Below are 23866 nucleotides of genomic sequence, written 5' to 3'. Positions count from 1 at the left end.
ATTTTTCGGCTCGAGTCGTTCGGCGTCGTACGTTCTCGAGTGTGGGGAGACCCGGTGGACAAGCCCAAGGTCGTGCTGGGGGTCAGCGGTGGCATCGCCGCGTACAAGGCCTGTGAGCTGCTGCGCAGGCTGACCGAGTCCGGGCACGACGTACGCGTCGTACCGACAGAGTCCGCCCTGCACTTCGTCGGCGCCGCCACCTGGTCCGCCCTCTCCGGCCATCCGGTCGCCACCGAGGTCTGGTCGGACGTCCACGAGGTGCCGCACGTCCGCATCGGCCAGCACGCCGACCTGGTCGTCGTGGCCCCGGCGACGGCCGACCTGCTCGCCAAGGCGGCCCACGGCCTCGCCGACGACCTCCTCACGAACACCCTTCTCACCGCCCGCTGCCCGGTCGTCTTCGCGCCCGCCATGCACACCGAGATGTGGGAGCACCCGGCGACACAGGAGAACGTGGCGACGCTGCGCCGCAGGGGCGCCGTCGTCATCGAGCCGGCCGTGGGGCGGCTGACCGGCGTCGACACCGGCAAGGGGCGGTTGCCCGAACCCTCGGAGATCTTCGAGGTCTGCCGACGGGTGCTCGCACGGGGCGTGGCCGAACCGGATCTCGCCGGCCGTCATGTCGTGGTCAGCGCGGGCGGCACCCGCGAGCCGCTCGACCCCGTCCGCTTCCTCGGCAACCGCTCCTCCGGGAAGCAGGGCTACGCCCTCGCCCGTACGGCGGCCGCGCGGGGCGCCAGGGTCACACTGATCGCAGCCAACACCGGACTGCCGGACCCGGCCGGGGTGGACGTCGTACAGGTCGAAACCGCCGTGCAGCTGCGCGAGGCGGTGCTGAAGGCGGCCCCGGACGCCGATGCGGTGGTCATGGCCGCGGCCGTGGCGGACTTCCGCCCGGCGACGTACGCGACCGGAAAGATCAAGAAGAAGGACGGCCGGGAGCCGGACCCGATCGTGCTGGTCCGCAACCCGGACATCCTCGCCGAGATCTCGGCGGACCGGCCCCGTCCCGGCCAGGTGGTGGTCGGTTTCGCCGCCGAGACGGACGACGTACTGGCCAACGGACGTACGAAACTCGAGCGCAAGGGCTGCGACCTTCTCGTGGTGAACGAGGTGGGGGAGCGGAAGACCTTCGGTGCCGAGGAGAACGAGGCCGTGGTGCTCGGCGCCGACGGCAGCGAGACCCCGGTGCCGTACGGGCCGAAGGAGGCGCTGGCCGACATCATGTGGGATCTGGTGGTGCCCAGGCTCGGGTAATGGTGGGGCCCCGCTCGGGTAATGGTGGCGCCCCGGTTCGGGTGGAGGTGGTGCCCCGGTTCGGGTGAAAGGGGAACATCTCAGTCACGTGAAATCTCAGCCACGGGGGAACGCCGCAATTGCCTCAACAGGCGCCACAAGACGCGTAAAAACGGGCGTGGCGACCCTGGCGGAGACCGAGCGTCATGGCGGAGAATGCCCGTGCCGCAGGTCACAGCGCTTCCGCGAAGCGAGACAGATGGGCCTATAGGCGAGTGCGACCGATAAACTGTTCGCGGACGACGCCAGGCGCAGCCCCCGGCCGTCCACCAATGATCAGCCAGCAGCCGCTGCAACCTCAGGGAGCGTTGTGTCCCGTCGCCTGTTCACCTCGGAGTCTGTGACCGAGGGTCACCCCGACAAGATCGCTGACCAGATCAGCGACACCATTCTCGACGCGCTTCTGCGCGAGGACCCGAAGTCCAGGGTCGCCGTGGAGACGTTGATCACGACCGGCCTGGTGCACGTGGCCGGCGAGGTCACCACCAAGGCGTACGCGCCGATCGCGCAGCTCGTCCGCGACAAGATCCTCGAGATCGGGTACGACTCCTCGAAGAAGGGCTTCGACGGCGCGTCCTGTGGCGTTTCGGTGTCCATCGGCTCGCAGTCGCCCGACATCGCGCAGGGCGTCGACACGGCGTACGAGAAGCGGGTTGAAGGCGATGAGGACGAGCTCGACAAGCAGGGCGCGGGCGACCAGGGCCTGATGTTCGGCTACGCGACGGACGAGACGCCCGCGCTGATGCCGCTCCCGATCCACCTCGCGCACCGCCTCGCGCGCCGCCTCTCCGAGGTCCGCAAGAACGGGACGATCCCGTACCTGCGCCCCGACGGCAAGACCCAGGTCACCATCGAGTACGACGGCGACAAGGCGGTCCGTCTGGACACGGTCGTCGTCTCCTCGCAGCACGCGTCGGACATCGACCTGGAATCGCTGCTGGCCCCCGACATCCGTGAGTTCGTGGTCGAGCCGGAGCTGAAGGCCCTCCTGGACGACGGCATCAAGCTGGAGACCGAGGGCTACCGTCTCCTGGTCAACCCGACGGGCCGCTTCGAGATCGGCGGCCCGATGGGCGACGCCGGCCTGACCGGCCGCAAGATCATCATTGACACGTACGGCGGCATGGCCCGCCACGGCGGCGGTGCCTTCTCGGGCAAGGACCCGTCCAAGGTCGACCGCTCCGCCGCGTACGCCATGCGCTGGGTCGCCAAGAACGTCGTCGCCGCGGGCCTCGCCACCCGCTGCGAGGTCCAGGTCGCGTACGCCATCGGCAAGGCCGAGCCCGTCGGCCTCTTCGTCGAGACCTTCGGCACCGCCAAGGTCGACGCAGAGAAGATCGAGACCGCCATCACCGAGGTCTTCGACCTCCGCCCGGCGGCCATCATCCGCGATCTCGACCTGCTGCGCCCGATCTACGCCCAGACCGCCGCGTACGGTCACTTCGGACGCGAGCTGCCCGACTTCACATGGGAGCGGACGGACCGTGTGGAAGCGCTGCGCAAGGCTGTTGGCCTGTAAGGCTGGTTGTGCGGCGAGGCCCGGCGCCCTTGGGGGGTGTCGGGCCTCGGTGTTTCTCGGTGGTTCATCACGATCCCGGGGCGCGCGGCGCTGTCAGTGGGATCTGGTAGGAATGTTGCTGTGAGCAGCGCGGATGGGGATGGTGAGGGTGGTGCGGAGGGTGCGCCGCCCGAGCAGCTTGCGTTGATTCGGGAGAGTGTGCGGAAGGCCGCGGCGCCCAAGGCGAAACCGCGGACGTGGCGGGGGGCCGCGCTTGCCAAGGAGCTGCCTGTCGCGCGTGTGCTCGTCGACAAGGGCGTGCTGCATCTCGACCGGTACTTCGACTACGCCGTGCCCGAAGAGCTCGATGCGCAGGCGCAGCCCGGCGTGCGGGTGCGGGTGCGGTTCGGGGCCGGGCGGCATCGGGTGCGGGAGGGGCGTCGTGAGGGCGGGGGGCTGATCGACGGGTTTCTCGTCGAGCGGCTTGCCGAGTCGGAGTACGCGGGGCCGTTGGCCGCGCTGGCTCAAGTCGTTTCGCCCGAGCCGGTGTTGAGCGCGGAGTTGCTGGGGCTCACGCGCGCGGTCGCCGACCGTTATGCGGGCAGCCTCGCTGATGTACTGCAGTTGGCTGTCCCGCCGCGCAACGCTCGGGCGGAGGGCAAGGCTTCGTCTGCGCCGCTGCCGGTTCCCGGGGTGCCCGAGGTGGGGTCCTGGGCGCGGTACGGGCGGGGGGCGGCCTTTCTGGAGGCGCTCGCGGCGGGGGGAGCGCCGCGTGCGGTGTGGAATGCGCTGCCCGGGCCCGGTTGGGCCGAGGAGCTGGCGCGGGCCGTGGGTGCGACGCTCGCCTCGGGGCGGGGCGCGCTCGTGGTCGTGGCGGACGGGCGGGCCGTCTCGCGCGTCGACGCCGCGCTGACCTCGCTGCTGGGGGAGGGGCGGCACGCCGTGCTGACCGCGGAGGCCGGGCCGGAGAAGCGGTACCGGGAGTGGCTTGCCGTGCGGCGTGGGTCCGTACGGGCCGTCGTGGGAACCCGGGCCGCCATGTTCGCGCCCGTGTGGGATCTGGGGCTCGTCGCCATCTGGGACGACGGGGACGGCAGCCACAGTGAGCCGCACGCGCCTCAGCCACATGCGCGAGAGGTGCTTCAGCTGCGGGCCGCTCATGACAAGTGTGCCTTTCTGCTGGGGAGTTGGAGCTGCACGGTCGAGGCCGCGCAGCTGGTCGAGAGTGGCTGGGCGCTGCCGCTGGTCGCGGAGCGCGAGCAGGTGCGGGGGGCCGCGCCGCTGGTGCGGACCGTGGGGGACGGGGATCTCGCGCGGGACGAGGCGGCCCGGGCCGCCCGGTTGCCCACGATCGCCTGGCAGGTGGTGCGCGAAGGGCTGCGCCACGGGCCGGTGCTGGTGCAGGTGCCTCGGCGGGGTTACGTACCGCGGATGGCGTGCGCCCAGTGCCGGGCCGCCGCGCGGTGCCGGCACTGTGCGGGGCCGCTGGAGTCACAGGACGCGGGGGCGCTGCGGTGTACGTGGTGTGGGCGGGACGAGGCGGCCTGGCACTGTCCTGAGTGCGGTGGGTTCCGGCTGCGGGCACAGATCGTGGGCGCGCGGCGGACCGCGGAGGAACTGGGACGGGCGTTTCCGGCCGTCCCCGTGCGGACGTCGGGGCGGGAGCAGGTCCTGGACACCGTGGCGGGTGCGCCCGCGCTCGTCGTGAGCACGCCGGGGGCCGAGCCCGTCGCCGACGGCGGATACGCCGCCGCGCTGCTGCTCGACGGCTGGGCGATGCTCGGGCGGCCCGATCTGCGGGCCGGTGAGGAGGCGCTGCGGCGCTGGATCGGCGCGGCTTCGCTGGTGCGTCCACAGAGCGCCGGGGGGACCGTGGTCGTCGTCGCCGAGCCGACGTTGCGGCCCGTCCAGGCGCTCGTACGGTGGGATCCCGTCGGGCACGCCGTCCGCGAACTCTCCGAGCGCGCCGAGCTCGGGTTTCCGCCGGTGTCGCGGATGGCGGCCGTGTCCGGTACGCCGGAGGCGCTGGCGGGGTTCCTCGCCGCGGCCGAACTGCCCGCAGACGCCGAGGTGTTGGGGCCCGTGCCGATGCACGTCACGGAGACGGGGCGGCCTCGGCGGGTCGGGGGGCCGCCCCCGGGCGAGCACTGGGAGCGGGCCCTCATCCGGGTGCCGCCCGGCAGCGGGGCCGCGCTCGCCGCGGCGTTGAAGACCGCACAGGCGACGCGGATGGCTCGTGGGGGGAGCGAGCCCGTACGGATTCGGATCGATCCGCCGGACATCGGGTGAGCGTGTGCAGGGAAGGGCGTCGGTTTGGGCTGCCTCCCAGGCCTGGTGGCGCCGGGAGGCAGACGGGGACAGGGGGTCAGCCGTTGCGCGGCCCCGGGAACGCGGTGGGCCGCACTTCCTCACGGAAAGTGGAGCTGCCCGCCGTCGGCTGGGTCGGCATGGAGCGGGCGGCGGGAACCGTCGGTACCGGCACCGTGGGGATGCCGGTGTTGACGGCGACGGTGTGGTTGCCCGCAGGCTCCGTGGCGCGCTCCGCCTCCGCGGCGGCCTGGGCGGTAGCCCGGCGGGCGCCGTAGCGGCGGTGCACCGCCTGCTTGGTGACCCCGAGGGCCGAGCCCACCGCGTCCCACGAGAAACCCAGTGAGCGGTCGAAGTCCACGGCGGCCGTGACCAGGGTCTCGACGCTGTCCCGCAGCTCCTGGGCGAGGCGGACGGTCGGGGCGGGGGCGCGTCCGTAGACGACGAAGCCCGCGGAGGGGCCGGAGCGGCGCGGGCGGTAGACGTTGCCCAGCTGGGCGGTCAGCGTGCGCAGTGCGTCCACCTGCCGGCGGACCCGCTCGATGTCCCGCACCAGCAAGTGCAGGCTGGCCCGAGCCTGGGCGTCGTGGGTTGCGTGGTCGGCCATGAACAAGCCTCTCGAACAGGCGTTGAAAAGGATCGGGCCGCGATTGCGGCCCGTTGTGGTCAACTCTTTCTTGACCAACGCGTTGAGGGGTGAGTGGTAACGCTGCGGGGGCGTAAGGGCATATGCACGGGGCGCGAGGTGGGACGTACGCCCCCGGTGGATTGTTGACCCGTCAAGGGACTTTGCTCGGCACGTGTGTTCCCTCCCGGACTGCCTGTGCGAGTGGGATGTCGGGTGCGGTATCTCCTGCGCGAGTCGGCTGACGCCTCGCGCGAGCGGCGCGTCCTGCGCGGGTCGGGCGCCCCCGCGCACCCGGCCGCCCGCCCCGCATAGACTGGTGCGCTGCCCCGCAACCCCGCCGCTCCCTGCGGGTGTGCAGGGTCTGAAGTGCTCCCGTCCGAGAGGTCAACCGCCACCCATGAAGCTGGTCTTCGCAGGTACCCCCGAGGTCGCCGTTCCCGCTCTGGACGCCCTGATCGCCTCCGGGCGGCACGAGGTGGCCGCCGTTGTCACGCGACCCGACGCGCCGGCCGGGCGGGGGCGTCGGCTTGTCGCGAGTCCGGTCGCCGAGCGCGCGGAGGAGGCCGGGATCGAGGTACTGAAGCCGGTGAAGCCGCGGGACGAGGAGTTCCTGGCGCGGCTCCGGGAGATCGCGCCCGACTGCTGTCCCGTTGTCGCGTACGGTGCGCTGCTGCCCCGCGTCGCGCTGGACATCCCGGTCCACGGGTGGGTCAACCTGCACTTCTCGCTGCTGCCCGCCTGGCGCGGTGCCGCACCCGTGCAGCACTCGATCATGGCGGGGGACGAGATCACCGGCGCCTCCACCTTCCTCATCGAGGAGGGGCTCGACTCCGGACCCGTCTACGGGACCGTCACCGAGGAGATCCGGCCCACCGACACCAGCGGGGACCTGCTCACCCGGCTGGCCTTCGCCGGTTCCGGACTGCTTGCCGCGACCATGGACGGGATCGAGGACGGCAGCCTGAAGGCCGTCCCCCAGCCCGTCGACGGCATCACCCTGGCGCCGAAGATCAGCGTCGAGGACGCCCACGTCGACTGGTCGGCCCCGGCGCTGCGCGTCGACCGGGTCGTCCGCGGCTGCACCCCCGAGCCCGGTTCCTGGACCGTCTTCCGGGGCGAGCGGCTCAAGCTCATCCAGGTCGCCCCGGTCACCGACCGCACCGGCCTCGCCCCGGGCGAGCTGTCCGTCGGCAAGAACAATGTGTATGTGGGGACCGGTTCGTACGCCGTCGAGCTGCTGTGGGTCCAGGCCCAGGGCAAGAAGCCGATGCGCGCCGCCGACTGGGCGCGCGGCGTGCGCATCGCCTCCGGGGAGAGGGTCGGGGCCTGACCCGGCACCCGCCGAGACGCCGAGGCGGGTCCTGTCATCACGCCGAGGCAGCAAGGCCGGTCCTGGGCATCGCCCCAAGATGCCGAGGCGGGTCCTGGCACCGCCCCGAGACGCCGAAGCGGGACCTCGCATCATCGCGAGGCACCGTCGGAGCCCGGCGTCAGCCCCGCGGCGTACGCTGGTAGACGCACCTTTTCCCGAATCCGGAGCACCTTTTTCGTGAGTGAGCAGTCCCGTCGGCCGCGCAAGCCCGGCAAGCCCTATCGCCGCCCCCAGAAGGACCCCGTCCGCATGCTCGCCTTCGAGGCGCTGCGGGCCGTGGACGAGCGGGACGCGTACGCGAACCTCGTACTGCCCCCGTTGCTGCGGAAGGCGCGCGAGAAGGGCGACTTCGACGGGCGGGACGCCGCGCTGGCCACCGAGCTGGTGTACGGGACGCTGCGCAGGCAGGGGACGTACGACGCCGTCATCGCCGCGTGTGTCGACCGGCCGCTGCGCGAAGTGGATCCGCCGGTGCTCGATGTGCTGAGCCTCGGTGCTCATCAGCTGCTCGGCACCAGCATCCCCACCCACGCCGCTGTCTCCGCCTCCGTCGAGCTCGCCCGCGTGGTGCTCGGCGACGGACGGGCCAAGTTCGTCAACGCCGTCCTGCGGAAGATCTCGCAGCAGGACCTCGACGCGTGGATCGAGCAGGTCGCGCCGCCGTACGAAGACGACCCCGAGGACAATCTCGCCATCGTTCACTCGCACCCGCGGTGGGTCGTCTCGGCACTGTGGGATGCGCTCGGCGGAGGCCGCGCAGGGATCGAGGATCTGCTCGAGGCCGACAACGAGCGGCCCGAGGTGACGCTCGTCGCCCGCCCCGGCCGGTCCACCGCCGGTGAACTCCTCGACGTGCTCGGCGAGGAGTCCGCGCTGCCGGGGCGCTGGTCGCCGTACGCCGTACGGCTCTCCGAGGGCGGCGAACCGGGTGCCATCGACGCCGTACGCGAAGGCCGTGCCGGTGTGCAGGACGAGGGCAGTCAACTCGTCGCGATCGCCCTGGCGAACGCACCGCTCGACGGGCCCGACAAGGTATGGCTGGACGGGTGCGCCGGCCCCGGTGGCAAGGCCGCCATGCTGGCCGGGCTCGCCGCCGAACGCGGTGCCCTGCTGCTCGCCTCCGAGAAGCTGCCGCACCGCGCCGGTCTTGTGGCGAAGGCGCTCGCCGGGAACCCCGGGCCGTACCAGGTCATCGCTGCCGACGGGACCCGTCCGCCGTGGCGGTCCGGCACCTTCGACCGCGTGCTCATGGACGTGCCCTGCACCGGGCTCGGCGCCCTGCGTCGCCGTCCCGAGGCCCGCTGGCGGCGCCGCCCCGAGGACCTGGAGCGCTTCGCGCCGCTCCAGCGCGGGCTGCTGCGCACAGCGCTCGACTCCGTGCGTGTCGGCGGCGTCGTCGGTTACGCGACCTGCTCGCCGCACCTCGCGGAGACCCGCGCCGTGGTCAACGACGTGGTCAAGCAGCACGCCGCCGAGCTCATCGACGCCCGCCCGCTGCTGCCCGGCGTACCGGCCCTGGGTGACGGTCCCGACGTACAGCTGTGGCCGCATCTGCACGGGACGGACGCGATGTATCTGGCGTTGATCCGCCGGACCGGATGACCGTGTGAACCCTCCGTCCGGTCAATCCCGGGCGGAGAGCAGCTCCTGTTCCCCGGTTCGTTCCGCTCGTGCCGGTGGGCCGGTCCGTTGCTGGACGGTGCGGGCCGTTGCCAGGAGTGCGGCGCTGAGGGTCGGGCCGAGCGCGTATCCGTCGGGACACCTGTCCCCAGGGAGGGCGCGTTCGTCGACGGGCTGCTCGCACAGGGCGCGGGAGACGTCGGCGGAGTGACCTAGTCCGGCCGCGAGGCCGGTTGCGGCGCCTCCGAGGATGCCACCGCGGGCGGCGGCTCTCCGCCGTCCTCGTGCGCCCGCCGGTGCGGCCACCACACCTGCGGTCCCACGTCCAGGAACAGGGACGTGACCAGCACCGAACGCACGATGAAGGTGTCGAGCAGGACGCCGAGCGCCACCGTGAAGCCGAGCTCCGCGAACGCCACCATCGGCAGCGTGCCCAGCGCGGCGAAGGTGCCCGCGAGGACCAGGCCGGCGGAGGTGATGACCGCGCCGGTCGCGGTCAGGCCCGTCACCACGCCCTTGCGGGTGCCGTGCCGGTCCGCTTCCTCACGGATACGGGTGGTCAGGAAGATGTTGTAGTCGATGCCCAGGGCGACCAGGAAGACGAAGACGAACAGCGGGAAGTCCGTCGACTCGCCCGCGTAGTCGAAGATGTGCCGGAACGCCAGAGCGCTGATGCCGAGCGCCGCCGCGAAGGACAGCACCACCGTCCCGATGAGCAGCAGAGGCGCAATCAGGGCGCGCAGCAGCCCGCACAGGATCAGCAGGACCACGACCAGCACGAGCGGGATGATCAGGATGTTGTCGTGGGTCGTTGCCCTGTCCATGTCGAGCAGGGACGCGGTGCCGCCGCCGACCTGGGCCTGGGCGTCGGGGACCGTGTGGACGGCGTCCCGGACCCGCTCCACCGTCTGTTTCGCGGCCTCGCTGTCGGCGGGGGCGGTCATGGTGGCCTCGAAGAGGACCTTGCCCTCGAACTCGGGTTTCGTGCCGGGTGGCAGACCGAGGGAGTCCGGTACGACACCGGAGGTGGCGGCCACCGCCCGGCCGACCTCCTCGGCCTGGGCGCGGTTGCTGACGATGACGAGCGGATCGCCGCTGCCCGCGGGGAAGTAGCGCGCGGACACCTCCTGGCCGACGATCGAGTCGGGCTTGCCGGTGAAGGCGTCGGCGTTGCTGATGCCCTCCGCGCGCAGCTGGATCAGACCCAGCGAGAGCAGGACGAGCGCCGCCGCCGTGACGCCCCAGATCAGGCGCGGGCGGCGCGCGATACGGCCTCCCATGCGTGCCCAGACGCCCCGCTCGGTCGGATCGGCGGAGCCGAAGTGCGGGATCACCGGCCAGAAGATCCAGCGGCCGAAGATCACCAGCAGGGCGGGGAACAGCGTCACCATGGCGACCAGCGCGACCGCGACACCGATCGCGGCGACCGGGCCGAGCCCGCGCGTCGAGTTCATCTCGGCCGCCAGCAGCACCAGCATGCTCAGGACGACGGTGGCGCCCGAGGCCAGCACGGCGGGGCCCGCGCGGTGCAGGGCCAGAGCCATGGCCTCGTGGCGGTCCTCGTGGCGGCGCAGTTCCTCCCGGTAGCGGGCGACCAGGAGCAGGGCATAGTCCGTCCCCGCGCCGAAGACGAGCACCGTGAGGATCCCCGCGCTCTGGCCGTTGACCGTCAGGCCCGCGTGCTCGGCGAGGAGGTAGATCAACGCCTGCGCGGTGAACAGCGCGGCGATCACCCCGAGCAGCGGGACGATGATCAGGGTGGGGCTGCGATAGGTGAGCAGGAGCATCACGATGACGACGCCCAGCGCGGAGAGCAGCAGGGTGGAGTCGATGCCTTCGAAGGCCTTGGAGAAGTCCGCGGACGTACCGCCCGGGCCGGTGACGTGCACCGCCAGCCCCTCGCCGCCCTTGCCGGTCACGTCACGGATCGAGTCGACCGCGGGAGCGATCTCCTCCCAGCCCTTCTCGTCCATCGTGATGGGGACGAGGATCTGGGCCGCGCGCGGCCCGGTCTCCCGGTCGTAAACCGGCCCCCGGGTCTCCGCGCCGCGGATGCCGTGCGCGGTCAGCTGCTTGATCCGGGCCGCGTCCTCGGCGATCCGCGTCCGGTCCTGTGCCGTGAGTCCGTCCGCGCGGGCGTACACGACGACGGCGGGGATCTGCTCCGGCCTGAAGTCCTCGGAGATCTGCAGGACCTGGGTGGACTCGGCGGAGCCGGGCAGCCAGGAGGCAGCGTCGTTGTCCTGGGCGTCGGTGAGCTTCTGGGCGAACGGTGCCGTGAGAACCAGCAGCAACAGCCACAGGCCCACCACCGCCCACTTGCTGCGCCGACCGCAGACGAGCCAGGCGATTCCCCGCCGTTGCGTTACCTGTCGGTCCGTCATGGCCGCCCCCGTAGCCCTGTCTGGAGCCTGTGGGCCGCCCAGCATGGCATGTGGCGCCGTGGCACAACATCCGCAGAACGGCCTAGGTCTGGACCGAGGCGAGCAAGGGGCCCGGAGCATGGCAGTCTTGGGGCATGGCCGTGCAGATCAACCCCAGCATCCTGTCCGCCGACTTCGCCCGCCTTGCCGAGGAGGCAAAGGCGGTGGAGGGGGCCGACTGGCTCCACGTCGATGTCATGGACAACCATTTCGTACCGAACCTCACGCTGGGTGTGCCGGTCGTAGAATCCCTGGCCCGTGCGACGGACACGCCGCTGGACTGCCATCTGATGATCGAGAACGCCGATCGGTGGGCACCTCAGTACGTAGAAGCGGGTGCCGGTTCCGTCACCTTCCATGTGGAGGCGGCCGCCGCGCCGGTGCGGCTCGCCCGCGAAATCCGTGCCATGGGTGCCCGTGCCTCCATGGCGCTCAAGCCCGCGACGCCGATCGAGCCGTACGAGGATCTGCTTCCCGAGCTCGACATGCTGCTGATCATGACGGTCGAGCCGGGATTCGGCGGTCAGGCCTTCCTCGACATCATGCTCCCGAAGATCCGGCGCACTCGCGAGTTGATCAGCAAGCACGGTCTTGAGCTCTGGCTCCAGGTCGACGGCGGAGTTTCGGCGTCGACGATCGAGCGATGCGCGGAGGCCGGAGCGGACGTTTTTGTCGCCGGATCGGCCGTGTACGGGGCATCCGACCCGGCCCAGGCGGTACGTGCATTGCGCACGCAGGCTCAGGAGGTGACGGCCCAGGCATCGTGGGCTTGCGGCCACTGACCGAAGGGAACGTGAACGCCGCCCATCTGGGCTGATCAAGTACGCCGGATCTGCGAGGATGAACGGCGAATCCAGAGTGTGAACAGCAGTGAGGAGATCGCCGTGTCGGGTATGTCGACGGGCCGGTCAGCCATGCGGATGGGACCCGCAGAGCTGGTGCAGGCGGCGGCCATGGCCCGCCGCTTCTACCTTGAGGGCAAATCCAAGATCCAGATCGCCGAGGAGTTCGGCGTGAGCCGCTTCAAGGTGGCCCGGGTCCTGGAAACCGCTCTCGAACGGGATCTCGTGAGGATCGAGATCCGCGTCCCCGCGGAGTTGGACGCGGAGCGCTCGGACGCGCTGCGCGCCCGTTACGGCCTGCGGCACGCGGTCGTGGTGGAGTCGCCGGCCGAGGCCCAGGAGTCGCCCGACCCCGAGAACCTCGGCGAGGTCGCCGCGGACCTGCTCGGCGAGCTGGTCAACGAGGGCGATGTGCTCGGCCTCGCTTGGGGCCGCTCCACCATCCACATGGCGGCGGCCCTCGACCGGCTCCCGCCGTGCACGGTGGTGCAGCTGACAGGGGTGTACGACGCCGGGACCGCCGAGCGCGGTTCGGTGGAGGCGGTACGGCGTGCCGCCCAGGTGTCGGGCGGCGACGCCCACCCCATCTACGCGCCGATGCTGCTGCCCGACGCGGCGACCGCGGCCGCGCTGCGCAGCCAGACCGGGATCGCCCGTGCCTTCGAGTACTTCGACAAGGTCACGGTCGCCTGTGTGTCCATCGGTTCCTGGGAGGCGGGCATCTCGACGGTGCACGACATGCTCACCGAGGAGGAGCGCGCCCACTACGCCACCCTCGGTGTCGCCGCGGAGATGTCCGCGCACCTCTTCGACGCCGAGGGGCGCCGGGTCGGCCGGGACCTCGGTGAGCGCTGCATCACCGTCGAGACGGACCGGCTGCGCCGTATCCCCGAGGTCGTCGCGATCGCCGGCGGTCGGCGCAAGGCCGCCGCGATCGACGCGGTGCTGCGGTCCGGGCTGGTCACCAGCCTGGTGACGGACACGTCCGCCGCGGACTACCTGATGACGGCGGGAACGACACCGCGTCCGGCGCTGAACCGAGAGGATCCCGACGGGATCTGACGGCTTGTACGAGGCATCGCGCGCGGGGTGGCCACGGGACCAACCCTCCCCACGCGCGGGGAGGGTTGGTCCGGCCTCCTCCCGGCGCTGCCGGCCGGTTGTTCCCCACCCGCTTGTCCGCCCTGGCCGCGCCGCACTACCTTGCCGATGTGGATCTCTTCTCACGCTCCTGGACAGCGTTGCGCACGGCGGTCGCCGAGCTCCCGGACGAGGACTTCGCGCGGCCGTCCGGCTGTACCGGCTGGCTCGTACGGGACCTGGTGTGCCACCTGGTCATCGACGCCCAGGACGTCCTGATCACCCTCGTGAGCCCCGCTGAGACGGAACCGACCCGCGACGCGGTCACCTACTGGGAGGTCACCGGAACGCCGCCGACCGGTGACGACCCGCTCGACGCGCTGACCGTACGGCTGGCCGCCGCGTACCAGGAGGCCTGGCTGCTCAAGTTCCACCTCGACGACGTCGGCTCCGCCGCAGGCCGCGCCGCGGAACTCGCCGACCCGGGCCGGCGGGTCAGCACCCGCGGCGAGGTTCTCACCGCGGGCGACTATCTTTCCGCGTACGTCCTGGAGTGGACGCTGCACCACCTCGACCTGGTCGCACACTTCCCGGATGCGGCCGGCCCGCCCGCGGAGGGGCTCGCCCGGACCCGCGAGCTGCTGGAGAAGATCGCCCCGGCCCCCTTCCCCGCGTCGTTCTGCGACAAGGACGCGCTGCTGGTCGGCACCGGGCGGCGTGCCCCGACCGACGCGGAGACGGCCGAACTGGGCGAGCTGGCGGCGAAACTCCCGCTCATCCTCGGATAGACGCCGAACAGCCGTGGACGGCGAGGCCAAAACTCCCGGCGAGAGCGATCGGGAAGCGTGCCGCATTGTCAGCGGGCAGGGCGGCGAGATCTACTACACCGATGATCACAACGAATCAGTCAGGGCGGTGCTGACATGACGGACAACCCGCTCGCGCCGGTGCTCGAAGGAAGCGCACCCTCCGGTGTCCTCTCCTGGCCCGCTCAACTGCCCGTGGAGCGGGCTCTCGAAGCCGCGCGGAACGCCGGCTGGGAGACCTCGGTCCTGGACCTCGCCGGCGTCTCGGACAAAACCGGGTTGATGGCGGCGTGTGCCACCGCGCTGCGCCTGCCGGACTGGTTCGGCGCCAACTGGGACGCTCTCGCCGACTGCCTCGGCGACCTCGAATGGTGGCCCACTCCGCACGGCCGGCTGATCCTCGTACAGGACTGGCAGGAGTATGCGGCGGCCTCGGCCGCGGACTGGCGTGTGCTCCAGGAGATCTTCGCCGACTCGGCTGCCCACTGGCGCGGGACGGACACCCCGCTGGCCGTGGTGATGGCACTGGCGGAGCCCCGGTAGCGAGCGGCCCCCGGCCTGCTGTCGGAGGAAGTCACCAACCGGCACACCCCTGTCTGGAGGATCGGCCCGGGCGGCATACACACCGCGTCATGGGAGAATGAAGTACGTGCTCTTCCCCCTGGCTGACCTGTCCGGGGGCCACCTCTGATCGACCGGGATGTGCAGCACGTGCGTTTCCTCAATGACATCCAGCCCCCGTACGACCTGACGTACGACGATGTGTTCATGGTGCCCAGCCGCTCCGCGGTCGGCTCGCGTCAGGGTGTGGACCTCGCTTCCCCCGACGGCACGGGCACCACGATCCCGCTGGTCGTCGCCAACATGACGGCGATCGCGGGCCGCCGGATGGCCGAGACCGTCGCCCGTCGCGGCGGGCTCGTGGTCATTCCCCAGGACATCCCGATCGAGGTCATCACCGAGGTCGTCTCCTGGGTCAAGGGACGCCACCTGGTGCTCGACACCCCGATCATCCTCGCCCCGCACCAGACCGTCGCCGACGCGCTGGCGCTGCTGCCCAAGCGTGCGCACAACGCGGGCGTCGTCGTGGACGAGGAAGGCCGCCCTGTCGGCGTGGTCACCGACGCCGACCTCACCGGTGTCGACCGCTTCACCCAGTTGTCCGAGGTCATGTCCAAGGACCTGCTTCTCCTGGACGCGGACATCGAGCCGCGTGAGGCCTTCAACAGGCTGGACCACGCCAACCGCCGCTACGCCCCCGCCGTCGACAAGGACGGCAGGCTCGCGGGCATCCTCACCCGCAAGGGCGCCCTGCGTGCCACGCTCTACACGCCGGCCACCGATGCGAACGGCCGGCTGCGCATCGCCGCCGCCGTCGGCATCAACGGTGATGTCGCGGGCAAGGCCAAGCAGCTCCTCGACGCGGGCGTCGACACGCTGGTCATCGACACGGCCCACGGGCACCAGGAGTCGATGATCAGCGCCCTCAGGACGGTGCGCGCGCTCGACCCGCGGGTGCCGATCGCGGCCGGCAACATCGTCGCCGCGGAAGGTGTGCGCGACCTGGTCGAGGCGGGCGCGGACATCATCAAGGTCGGTGTGGGCCCCGGCGCCATGTGCACCACCCGGATGATGACCGGTGTCGGCCGACCGCAGTTCTCGGCGGTGAAGGAGTGCGCGGCCGAGGCCAAGAAGTACGGCAAGCACGTGTGGGCCGACGGCGGTGTACGGCACCCGCGCGACGTCGCGATGGCGCTGGCTGCGGGTGCGTCCAACGTCATGATCGGCTCGTGGTTCGCGGGCACGTACGAGTCCCCGGGCGACCTTCAGCAGGACGCCAACGGACGTCTGTACAAGGAGTCGTTCGGCATGGCGTCCGCCCGCGCGGTGAAGAACCGCACCAGCGACGAGTCGTCGTACGACCGCGCCCGCAAGGCGCTGTTCGAGGAGGGCATCTCCACCTCGCGCATGTTCCTCGACCCGTCCCGCCCGGGCGTCGAGGACCTGATCGACTCGATCATCGCGGGCGTCCGCTCCTCCTGCACCTATGCGGGTGCCAACTCCCTGGAGGAGTTCGCCGAGAAGGCGATCGTGGGTATCCAGAGCGCGGCCGGCTACGCCGAGGGCAAGCCGCTGCACGCCAGCTGGTAACGGCGCGTTTCCTCGTTCTCGTCCGGCCCCCGTGGTGCGACCGCGGGGGCCGTCGGCGTTGGACCTCCCTCTGCGTCAGGCCATCTTGACGTCAGGCTTGCTTGACGCGACGCTGAGTGCATGACGACACCACAGAGCATCGAGCCGCAGTACACCCTGCTGACCGCCGTGGCCCGTCTCGACGAGCTGCGGGTACGGGAGTCGCTCGCCGGAGCCGGGAGCGACGCCGAGGCGCTCGACCGGGCGGGGCTCCTGGAACTTCTCGCGCTGAGCGAGGTGGTGGCCCGCAAGGCGGCGTACGGGCGTCAGCTCACCGTTCGTGCGGCGCGCGAGGCCGGTGCCTCCTGGTCGCAGATCGGCGCGGCCCTCGGCACCAGTAAGCAGGCCGCCTGGGAGGCGCACACGCGCTGGATCGACGCGCAGGCGGCGTCGTACGGGCAACCCGGGCAGCTGGGCTTCGACGAGGACGACGCGTCGCGGGCGCGGGCCGTCGCAGGGGGGCCGGAGGAGGGCTGACCGCGGCGCGCTCATCGGCTCGCGGAGCCCGACCAGGGACTTGAGGGCGCCCCCCGCTCGTCGGCTTGCGTGGCCATGCCCAGGGGCTGAAGGGGGCTGGCGTTCACCGGCTCGCGGGGCCGCGCGCAAGGGGTGAGAGGCGCTCCGCACAGCCATCGAGAGGCCCCGCGCAACGAACACCCGCCGGACTGCGATGAACGCAATGATCTTGCGGAGGTGCGCAAGGTTGCTGCATTACGCCCGTGAAGCCCGGGCTCGTAGGGTCAAGCGCTGTACTGAGTGCGGCGGGGACTCCGCTCGGCGGGTCCCTGCTGTCAGGGGTGCCGCCCGTTCCCGCCTCTTCCGGCCGGCAGCGATGAAGGAGCCAACGCGTGCTCGACCAAGGCGCACCCCCGCAGTCCCGCCCCTCGTCCGCCCCGCCGTCCCCGGGCATCGGCGCACGCCTCATGCGCCGCAAGCCGGTGGAACGCCTGGTCGCCGAGGGCGGCCAGGGTGAGGGAGGGTCGCTGCGACGCTCCCTCGGGCTGTGGCAGCTGACCATGATCAGCATCGGTGCCACCCTCGGCACCGGCATCTTCGTGGTCCTCGGGGAGGCCGTCCCCAAGGCCGGCCCCGCGGTCACCCTCTCCTTCGTGATCGCCGGCCTGACGGCGCTGTTCTCCGCCTTCTCCTACGCCGAGCTGGCGGGCACCATCCCGGTCGCCGGATCCTCGTACTCGTACGCGTACGCAACAATGGGCGAGCTGATCGCCTGGATCTGCGGCTGGTGTCTGGTCCTGGAGTACGGCGTGTCGGTCGCCGCCGTGGCCGTCGGCTGGGGCGAGTACCTGAACGAGCTGCTCGACGGGACCATCGGCGTCACCATCCCGGACGCGCTCTCCGCGCCGCCCGGCGACGGGGGCATCTTCAACCTGCCCGCGCTGATCGTCGTCCTGCTCGCGATGGCGTTCCTGCTCGGCGGCGCCCGGGAGTCGGCCCGCGCCAACACGATCATGGTCGTGGTGAAGATCGCCGCGCTGCTGCTGTTCTGCGCGATCGGCATCCAGGGGTTCCGGTCCGGCAACTACGAGAACTTCATGCCGCTCGGCATGGCGGGCGTCAGCGCCGCCGGGGCCACGCTCTTCTTCTCGTACATCGGCTTCGACGCCGCCTCCACGGCCGGTGAGGAGGCGAAGAACGCGCAGCGCGACCTGCCGCGCGCGATCATGCTCTCGCTGATCATCGTCACGGCGCTGTACGTCCTCGTCGCAGCCGTCGCCGTCGGCGCGATGCCCTGGCGCCGGTTCACCGACTCGGAGGCGGCGCTCTCCGGGATCATGGAGGACGTCACGGGCGACGCCGTCTGGGGCACGCTGCTCGCAGCCGGAGCGGTCATCGCCATCGCCAGCGTCGTCCTGACCGTGCTCTACGGCCAGACCCGCATCCTCTTCGCCATGTCCCGCGACGGACTCGTGCCCAAGGTCTTCTCGCGCGTTCACCCGAAGAGCGGTGTGCCGCGCGCCAACACCCTCATCGTGTCGGTGTTCTGCGGAGTGCTCGCCGCCGCGATCCCACTCGGTCAGCTCGCCGACGCCACCAGCATCGGCACGCTCTTCGCCTTCGCGCTGGTCAACATCGCGGTCGTGGTGCTGCGCCGGACACGTCCGGACATGCCGCGTACGTTCCGGGTGCCGCTGTCGCCGGTGCTGCCCGCGCTGGGCTTCGCGTTCTGCGTCTGGATGATGGGCAGCCTCGACACCGTGACCTGGGTGGTCTTCGGGGTCTGGATGGCCGTCGGGCTCGTGTTCTACTTCAGTTACGGCTACCGCCGGTCCCGTATCGCCACCGTAGAGAAGTGAACCACCCGCAGTGCTGAACAATCTCGACGAACGCATCGTGCACGCCCTCGCCGAGGACGCGCGGCGCTCCTACGCCGACATCGGGCAGCAGGTCGGTCTGTCCGCGCCCGCCGTGAAGCGCCGGGTGGACCGGCTGCGTTCCAGTGGGGCCATCACGGGGTTCACCGTGCGGGTGGATCCGGCCGCGCTGGGGTGGGAGACCGAGGGGTTCGTCGAGATCTACTGCCGGCGCAACACCTCGCCGGAGACCATTCAGCGGGGCCTTGAGCGGTACCAGGAGGTGGTGGCCGCGTCCACGGTCACCGGGGACGCGGACGCGGTGGTGCAGGTCTTCGCCTCGGACATGCGGCACTTCGAGCGGGTGCTTGAGCGGATCGCGGGGGAGTCGTTCGTGGAGCGGACGAAGTCGGTGCTGGTTCTGTCGCCCTTGCTGCGCCGATTCTCTTCCGGGTCGCCCACGTAGTCGCTCCGCTGGGGGCGAGTGGGGGCTGGTCGCGCAGTTCCCCGCGCCCCTGAGGGGCGCTTCCGCCGACGGCGCCTGCAGGTCGCCGTTACTCCGCCGTTTTCCTGGCCAAGGCGTTGTTTCCTATCGAGTTGTGCACGCTGAAGCTCACCGCGTCCGAGCGGTAGCGGTCGTCGGACCACTCCACCGGGCGGCCTTCGCGGGTGGTGGTGATGCGGCGGACCCGGAGCAGGGGGCTGGTGCGCCGGACGTCGAGGAGGTCGGCGTCCTGGGCGCCCGCCGCCACCGCGTCGATGAGGTGCTCGCCGTAGGCGAAGACCAAACCCGTCTCCTCGAAGAGGCGTTGGGTGACGGAGGGGCAGTCGGGCTCGATGGCCTCGACGGCGCGGGAGATCCAGTCCGCGTAGACGGTCCGCTCCAGGAGGACCGGCTCGCCGTCCAGGCCGCGGACGCGGAGCACGTGCAACACGGTGGTGCTCTCGCGCAGTTGGAGCCGTACGGCGTCCTCCGCCGTCGCTGGGCGGTACTCCTGCGTCACCACCTCGCCGGTGGCCTCCCGCCCCATCGCGCGCGCCCACTGGGCGAAGCTGCGCAGCTCGGCGAAGCTCTGGCTGCGGCGGCCGGCCAGGACCACGCGGCGGGCGCCTTGGCGTGAGCCGATGAGCCCCTCGGCGGTCAGGGCCGCGACCGCCTGGCGGACCGTGCCGCGCGAGACGGCGTACTGCGCCGCGAGGTCCGTCTCCGCCGGGAGCAGACTGCCGACCGTGTACTCCTCGCGGTCGATCGCCCGCCGCAGCGCCTCGGCGATCTCCTCGTGTCGCGCCGGCATGCTTCCCCTCTGATCAGGTTTCTGTGCACAGAGTAATCACCCTAGTCGAGGTGTGGAACTGACCCGTGTGGGTGGGGATTGTCCAAGGAATCAGGGGTCAGGGTTATTCCAGTGTTTACGAACAGGACATCATCGGCGGGCCTACTGAGGCCAACTTGTTCAGACAAGTTATCCGTTCCACCACACCCTCGTGCGTAATCCTGGAGTGACCGTGTCCGTGTTCCTGCCGAGGACCGCAGTCCTCACCGGCGGCCTTGCCGTCGTCGTCGCACTGGCCCTGAGCGCCTGTGGCGCGGCCCCCGAAGAGTCGACCACCGCCGACGGCAAGAGCGCGGCCACCGCGACCTCGGCCGACGCCTTCGGCGGCCTTGACGCCCTGGTGACGGCGGCGAAGAAGGAGGGCACGCTGCAGGCCATCACCCTGCCCCGCGACTGGGCCAACTACGGCGCCCTCATCGACGGCTTCGAGAAGAAGTACGGCATCAAGGTCGAGGTCGAGAACCCGGACGGCTCCAGCCAGGACGAGATCAACGCCGTCACCTCCCGCAAGGGCCAGGACCGCGCCCCCGACGTCCTCGACCTCGGCAGCTCCTTCGCTCTGAGCGCCGCCCAGCAGGGGCTGCTCGCGCCGTACGAGGTCGCCTCCTTCGGTGACATCCCCGAGGGCCAGAAGGACCCGAAGGGCCAGTGGTACAACGACTACGGCGGCTACATCTCCATCGGCTGCGACGCCAAGCGCGTCAAGACCTGCCCGACCACCTTCAAGGATCTGCTGAAGCCGGAGTACAAGGGGCAGGTCGCCCTCAACGGCAACCCCACCAAGTCGGGGTCGGCCTTCGGCGGCGTGTACGCGGCGGCCCTCGCCAACGGCGGCTCCTTCGACGACATCCAGCCCGGCCTGGACTTCTTCGCCGAGCTGAAGAAGAACGGCAACTACACGCCGGTCGAGTCGACCCCGGCCACGGTCGAGAAGGGCGAGACGCCGATCAGCATCGACTGGGACTACCTGAACGCCGGTTACGCCGCGGAGTTCCAGTCCAAGGGCGTCGACTGGAAGGTCACGGTCCCGGAGGACGGCAAGTTCTCCCAGTACTACTCCCAGGCCATCAACAAGGACGCCCCGCACCCGGCGGCCGCCCGCCTGTGGGAGGAGTACCTCTACAGCACCGAGGGCCAGAACCTCTGGCTCGAAGGGTTCGCCCGCCCGGTCCTGATGACCTCCATGGAGAAGGCCGGCACGCTCGACAAGACCGCCGCCGCCAAGCTCCCCGAGGTCTCGGGCACGCCGACCTTCCCGACCGAGGACCAGCAGGCCAAGGCCAAGGAAGTCCTGGCCCAGGGCTGGGGCAAGGCCGTTTCCGGATGACCGCCACTCTCCCCCCGGTCGACGTGGTGCCCGCCGCTTCCTCGAAGCGTGGGCGCCGCGTCGGCGGCTGGCTCCCCGTTGCCCCGCTGCTGGTCTTCGTGGCGATCGCCTTCGGGATCCCCGCCCTGGCCATGCTGAACGGCGCCTTCACCGTCAAGGACCAGGCCACCGGCGCCACTTCGTACAGCGCGGCCAATCTGACCGACTCGCTTCAGGGCGCCTACTTCACCGCCCTGGTCGGCAGCGTCAAGCTGTCCGCCGTCTCCGCGGGCATCGCGACCGTCCTTGGACTGCCGCTCGCCCAGGCCGTGGTGACCTCCCGCTTCCGCGCGCTGCGGGAGGCCGTGCTCACGGCGTCCGGCGTGCTCGCCAACTTCGGCGGCGTCCCACTGGCCTTCGCGTTCGTCGCCACCCTCGGCAACGCGGGTGTCCTGACCCGGCACTTCGGCCTGACCGACAAGGGCTGGAGCCTCTACAGCTTCTGGGGTCTGGTCATCGTCTACCTGTACTTCCTGATCCCGCTGATGGTCCTCACCATCACGCCCGCCCTCGACGGACTGCGCTCCCAGTGGCGCGAGGCCGCGCAGAACAACGGCGCCACCTCCACGCAGTACTGGCGGCACGTGGCCCTCCCCGTCCTCGCGCCCTCGCTGCTCGGCGGACTCGTGCTCCTCTTCGGCAGTGCCTTCGCCGCGTACGCCACCGCGGCGGCCATGGTGGGCAGCTCGGTCCCGCTGGTCACCCTGCAGATCGCCGACGCCATCTCCGGCAACGTCCTGGTCGGCCAGGAGAACGTGGCGCTCGCCCTCAGCCTCGACATGGTGCTGATCGCGGGCGTGGTGATGGCCGTGTACCTGCCCCTGCAACGACGGAGCGCGCGATGGCTCGCCTGAACCTCTGGCGGTGGGTCGTGCTGGCCCTCGCCGCGCTGTACTTCCTGGTGCCGCTCGCCGCGTCCGTGATCTTCACCGTGGACGTGCCGGGGCAGGGGATCACCTTCGACGCGTACAGCCAGATCGTCTCCACCGAGGGCTTCACCTCCAGTCTGCTGCTCTCCCTCGAACTGGCCCTCGCCACCATCGCCGTGGTGCTGCTGCTGATGGTGCCCGCGATGGTCGCGCTGCGACTCGGCGCGCCCCGGCTGCGGCCGGTCGTCGAGGTGGTGTGCTCACTGCCGCTGGTCGTCCCGCCGATCGCGTTCGTCGCCGGGATCTCCACGGTCCTCAAGTGGGGCCCCGAACACCTCTCCCGTACGCCGCTGTTCCAGACCTTCGTGGCGATCCAGAACCCGAGCTTCCCGTTCGTCCTCGTCCTCGCGTACGTCGTGATGGCGCTGCCGTTCGTGTACCGGGCGCTGGACGCCGGGCTGCGGGCCGTCGACGTACGCACGCTCGTCGAGGCCGCCCGCAGCTGCGGCGCGCCCTGGCCGCAGGCGTTGGTCCGGGTCGTCCTGCCCAATCTGCGTGGGGCGCTGCTCAACGCCTCCTTCCTCACACTCGCGCTGGTCCTCGGCGAGTTCACGGTCGCGCAGCTGCTTGGCTTCCAGCCGTTCGCCGTGTGGATCTACAGCGTCGGCGGCTCGCAGGCGCAGCTGTCCGTCGCGGTGTCCGTACTCAGCCTGCTCGTCACGTGGGCGCTGCTGCTCTCGCTCGCCGTGTTCGGCGGCCGCTCCCATAAAGCATCCGCTTCGGCCTCCCGGGGATGAACCCATGACTGTCACCACCCTTCAGAAAACGTCCGAGAAGGCCGAGAAAGCCGCCACCGTCGAATTCCGGGGCCTGCGCCGTGAGTTCGGATCGACCGTGGCCCTCGACGGTCTCGACCTCACCGTGCAGCCCGGTGAACTCCTCGCCCTGCTCGGTCCGTCCGGCTGCGGCAAGACCACCGCACTGCGCATGCTCGCCGGGTTCGAACATCCCGACTCCGGCGAGGTGTTGGTCGACGGCGAGGACGTCACGCGCGTGCCCGCGCACCGCCGCGACGCCGGGATGGTCTTCCAGTCGTACAGCCTCTTCCCGCACCTGAGCGCGTTGGACAACGTGGCCTTCGGACTGCGGATGCGCAAGGTCCGTACGTCCGAACGGCGCTCCCGCGCGGCCGAGTTGCTCGACCTGGTCGGCCTCGCCGACAAGGGGGAGAACTTCCCCCACCAGCTCTCCGGGGGCCAGCAGCAGCGCGTCGCGCTGGCCCGCGCACTCGCCCTGCGCCCGCGGGTACTGCTGCTCGACGAGCCGCTCTCCGCCCTCGACGCCAAGGTGCGGCTCAGCCTTCGTGAGGAGATCCGCCGGCTTCAGCAGGAACTCGGCATCACCACACTGTTCGTGACACACGATCAGGAAGAGGCCTTGTCCATGGCGGACCGCGTCGCCGTGATGCGGGCCGGGCAGCTCGAACAGTGCGCCACGCCCGCCGAGTTGTACGGGCGGCCGGCCACCCCGTTCGTCGCCGAGTTCGTCGGCACGATGAGCCGGATTCCGGGACACCTGGTCGGAGGACTGGTCGAGTTGCTCGGGCAGCGGCTTCCGGTCGACGGAGAGGCGCCCGTCGTGGCGGAGGGAGACGTGGTGGATGTGCTGGTACGCCCCGAGGCCGTACAGGTGCGGGCGGACGACGCGGGTGACGCCCAGGTCGTCGCGACCGCGTTCCTCGGGGCGGCCACCCGGGTCACCGTGCGGCTCGCCGATGCCACCGAGGTCAAGGCCGATCTGCCGACGCACGAGGCCGCGGAGCTCGCATCAGGGGCGGCCGTGACGGTGAGCCTGCCGGAGCGGCCGGTGCTGGTCGCCGCGCGCGCCAACTGAACCACCCCCGGTCGAGCTCACCCCCACGGG

At 71.0% G+C, this 23866-nt stretch carries 20 protein-coding genes and 1 pseudogene; 18 read left to right on the top strand and 3 right to left on the bottom strand.

Features of this window, described 5'->3' with window-relative positions; all coding sequences use genetic code 11:
• The first annotated feature begins 54 nt into the window (after positions 1-54).
• From coaBC to ACFWP7_RS33855, 3 genes are all read left to right on the top strand, one after another.
• Positions 55-1257 carry a bifunctional phosphopantothenoylcysteine decarboxylase/phosphopantothenate--cysteine ligase CoaBC gene (coaBC, locus tag ACFWP7_RS33865; RefSeq protein WP_384389493.1) on the top strand — a complete coding sequence of 401 codons (1203 nt, stop codon included), beginning with the start codon at positions 55-57 and terminating at the stop codon, positions 1255-1257.
• 349 nt (positions 1258-1606) lie between these two features.
• Complete coding sequence (gene metK / locus ACFWP7_RS33860) at positions 1607-2815, top strand: methionine adenosyltransferase (RefSeq protein WP_384389490.1); 1209 nt, start codon at positions 1607-1609, stop codon at positions 2813-2815.
• A gap of 120 nt (positions 2816-2935) precedes the next feature.
• A complete protein-coding gene (locus tag ACFWP7_RS33855; protein WP_384389488.1) occupies positions 2936-5083 on the top strand; it encodes a primosomal protein N' in 2148 nt (715 codons plus the stop codon).
• Between the two features lie 76 nt (positions 5084-5159).
• Here the strand turns inward: ACFWP7_RS33855 and ACFWP7_RS33850 are convergent, their stop codons facing one another.
• Complete coding sequence (locus ACFWP7_RS33850; RefSeq protein ID WP_384389485.1) at positions 5160-5708, bottom strand: hypothetical protein; 549 nt, start codon at positions 5706-5708, stop codon at positions 5160-5162.
• A 418-nt stretch (positions 5709-6126) separates the two neighbouring features.
• Here ACFWP7_RS33850 and fmt point away from each other — a divergent pair, with 418 nt between their 5' ends.
• Both fmt and ACFWP7_RS33840 read left to right on the top strand, forming a co-directional pair.
• Complete coding sequence (gene fmt / locus ACFWP7_RS33845; protein WP_384389482.1) at positions 6127-7059, top strand: methionyl-tRNA formyltransferase; 933 nt, start codon at positions 6127-6129, stop codon at positions 7057-7059.
• Positions 7060-7278: 219 nt separating this feature from the next.
• A complete protein-coding gene (locus tag ACFWP7_RS33840) occupies positions 7279-8703 on the top strand; it encodes an RsmB/NOP family class I SAM-dependent RNA methyltransferase (RefSeq protein WP_384389479.1) in 1425 nt (474 codons plus the stop codon).
• 230 nt (positions 8704-8933) lie between these two features.
• On the opposite strand, the gene ACFWP7_RS33835 is transcribed toward ACFWP7_RS33840, so the two are convergent.
• The gene (locus tag ACFWP7_RS33835) at positions 8934-11105 is read right to left on the bottom strand and encodes an MMPL family transporter (protein WP_384389476.1); all 2172 of its coding nucleotides are present in this window, start codon (positions 11103-11105) and stop codon (positions 8934-8936) included.
• Positions 11106-11239: 134 nt separating this feature from the next.
• Between ACFWP7_RS33835 and rpe the strand changes: the two genes are divergently transcribed.
• From rpe to ACFWP7_RS33790, 9 genes and pseudogenes are all read left to right on the top strand, one after another.
• Positions 11240-11926, top strand: coding sequence for a ribulose-phosphate 3-epimerase (rpe, locus tag ACFWP7_RS33830; RefSeq protein WP_384389474.1), 687 nt, complete (start codon positions 11240-11242; stop codon positions 11924-11926).
• Between the two features lie 78 nt (positions 11927-12004).
• Positions 12005-13048, top strand: coding sequence for a sugar-binding transcriptional regulator (locus ACFWP7_RS33825; RefSeq protein WP_384389471.1), 1044 nt, complete (start codon positions 12005-12007; stop codon positions 13046-13048).
• 149 nt (positions 13049-13197) lie between these two features.
• Positions 13198-13854 (top strand): maleylpyruvate isomerase N-terminal domain-containing protein, encoded by a 657-nt coding sequence (locus ACFWP7_RS33820; RefSeq protein WP_384389469.1) that lies wholly within the window; start codon positions 13198-13200, stop codon positions 13852-13854.
• 31 nt (positions 13855-13885) lie between these two features.
• Positions 13886-13993: pseudogene (locus ACFWP7_RS33815) on the top strand (ribonuclease N); the annotation flags it as partial.
• Positions 13990-14415, top strand: a complete 426-nt coding sequence (locus tag ACFWP7_RS33810) for a barstar family protein (protein WP_384389467.1) — start codon at positions 13990-13992, stop codon at positions 14413-14415. The pseudogene ACFWP7_RS33815 and the gene ACFWP7_RS33810, both read left to right, overlap by 4 nt.
• Before the next feature lie 168 nt (positions 14416-14583).
• Entirely contained in the window at positions 14584-16023 is a 1440-nt protein-coding gene (locus tag ACFWP7_RS33805) for a GuaB1 family IMP dehydrogenase-related protein (protein WP_384389464.1), read from the top strand.
• Positions 16024-16143: 120 nt separating this feature from the next.
• Entirely contained in the window at positions 16144-16539 is a 396-nt protein-coding gene (locus tag ACFWP7_RS33800; RefSeq protein ID WP_384389461.1) for a hypothetical protein, read from the top strand.
• Between the two features lie 371 nt (positions 16540-16910).
• Positions 16911-18377, top strand: coding sequence for an amino acid permease (locus tag ACFWP7_RS33795; RefSeq protein WP_384389459.1), 1467 nt, complete (start codon positions 16911-16913; stop codon positions 18375-18377).
• Between the two features lie 10 nt (positions 18378-18387).
• Positions 18388-18840 carry an Lrp/AsnC family transcriptional regulator gene (locus ACFWP7_RS33790; protein WP_365438506.1) on the top strand — a complete coding sequence of 151 codons (453 nt, stop codon included), beginning with the start codon at positions 18388-18390 and terminating at the stop codon, positions 18838-18840.
• Between the two features lie 88 nt (positions 18841-18928).
• Here ACFWP7_RS33790 and ACFWP7_RS33785 read toward each other — a convergent pair whose 3' ends face one another.
• Positions 18929-19669, bottom strand: coding sequence for a GntR family transcriptional regulator (locus ACFWP7_RS33785; protein ID WP_384389457.1), 741 nt, complete (start codon positions 19667-19669; stop codon positions 18929-18931).
• 211 nt (positions 19670-19880) lie between these two features.
• On the opposite strand from ACFWP7_RS33785, the gene ACFWP7_RS33780 reads away from it, so the two are divergent.
• The 4 genes from ACFWP7_RS33780 to ACFWP7_RS33765 are packed head-to-tail and all read left to right on the top strand — an operon-like array spanning position 19881 to position 23836.
• Positions 19881-21035 (top strand): ABC transporter substrate-binding protein, encoded by a 1155-nt coding sequence (locus ACFWP7_RS33780; protein ID WP_384389455.1) that lies wholly within the window; start codon positions 19881-19883, stop codon positions 21033-21035.
• Positions 21032-21928: an ABC transporter permease gene (locus ACFWP7_RS33775; RefSeq protein ID WP_384389453.1), complete on the top strand. Its 897-nt coding sequence runs from the start codon at positions 21032-21034 to the stop codon at positions 21926-21928. The genes ACFWP7_RS33780 and ACFWP7_RS33775 overlap by 4 nt, the downstream gene beginning before the upstream one ends.
• Positions 21916-22740, top strand: coding sequence for an ABC transporter permease (locus tag ACFWP7_RS33770; RefSeq protein WP_384389450.1), 825 nt, complete (start codon positions 21916-21918; stop codon positions 22738-22740). Before ACFWP7_RS33775 ends, ACFWP7_RS33770 begins: the two co-directional genes overlap by 13 nt.
• Before the next feature lie 4 nt (positions 22741-22744).
• On the top strand, positions 22745-23836 hold the full coding sequence (locus ACFWP7_RS33765; RefSeq protein ID WP_384389448.1) for an ABC transporter ATP-binding protein: 1092 nt from the start codon (positions 22745-22747) through the stop codon (positions 23834-23836).
• Positions 23837-23866 lie beyond the last annotated feature (30 nt).

It is taken from the genome of Streptomyces sp. NPDC058470 (assembly GCF_042721055.1).
GTDB lineage: Bacteria > Actinomycetota > Actinomycetes > Streptomycetales > Streptomycetaceae > Streptomyces.
The sequence above is the reverse complement of the archived record's forward strand: the minus strand, read 5'-3'. Positions and strand labels throughout refer to the sequence as shown.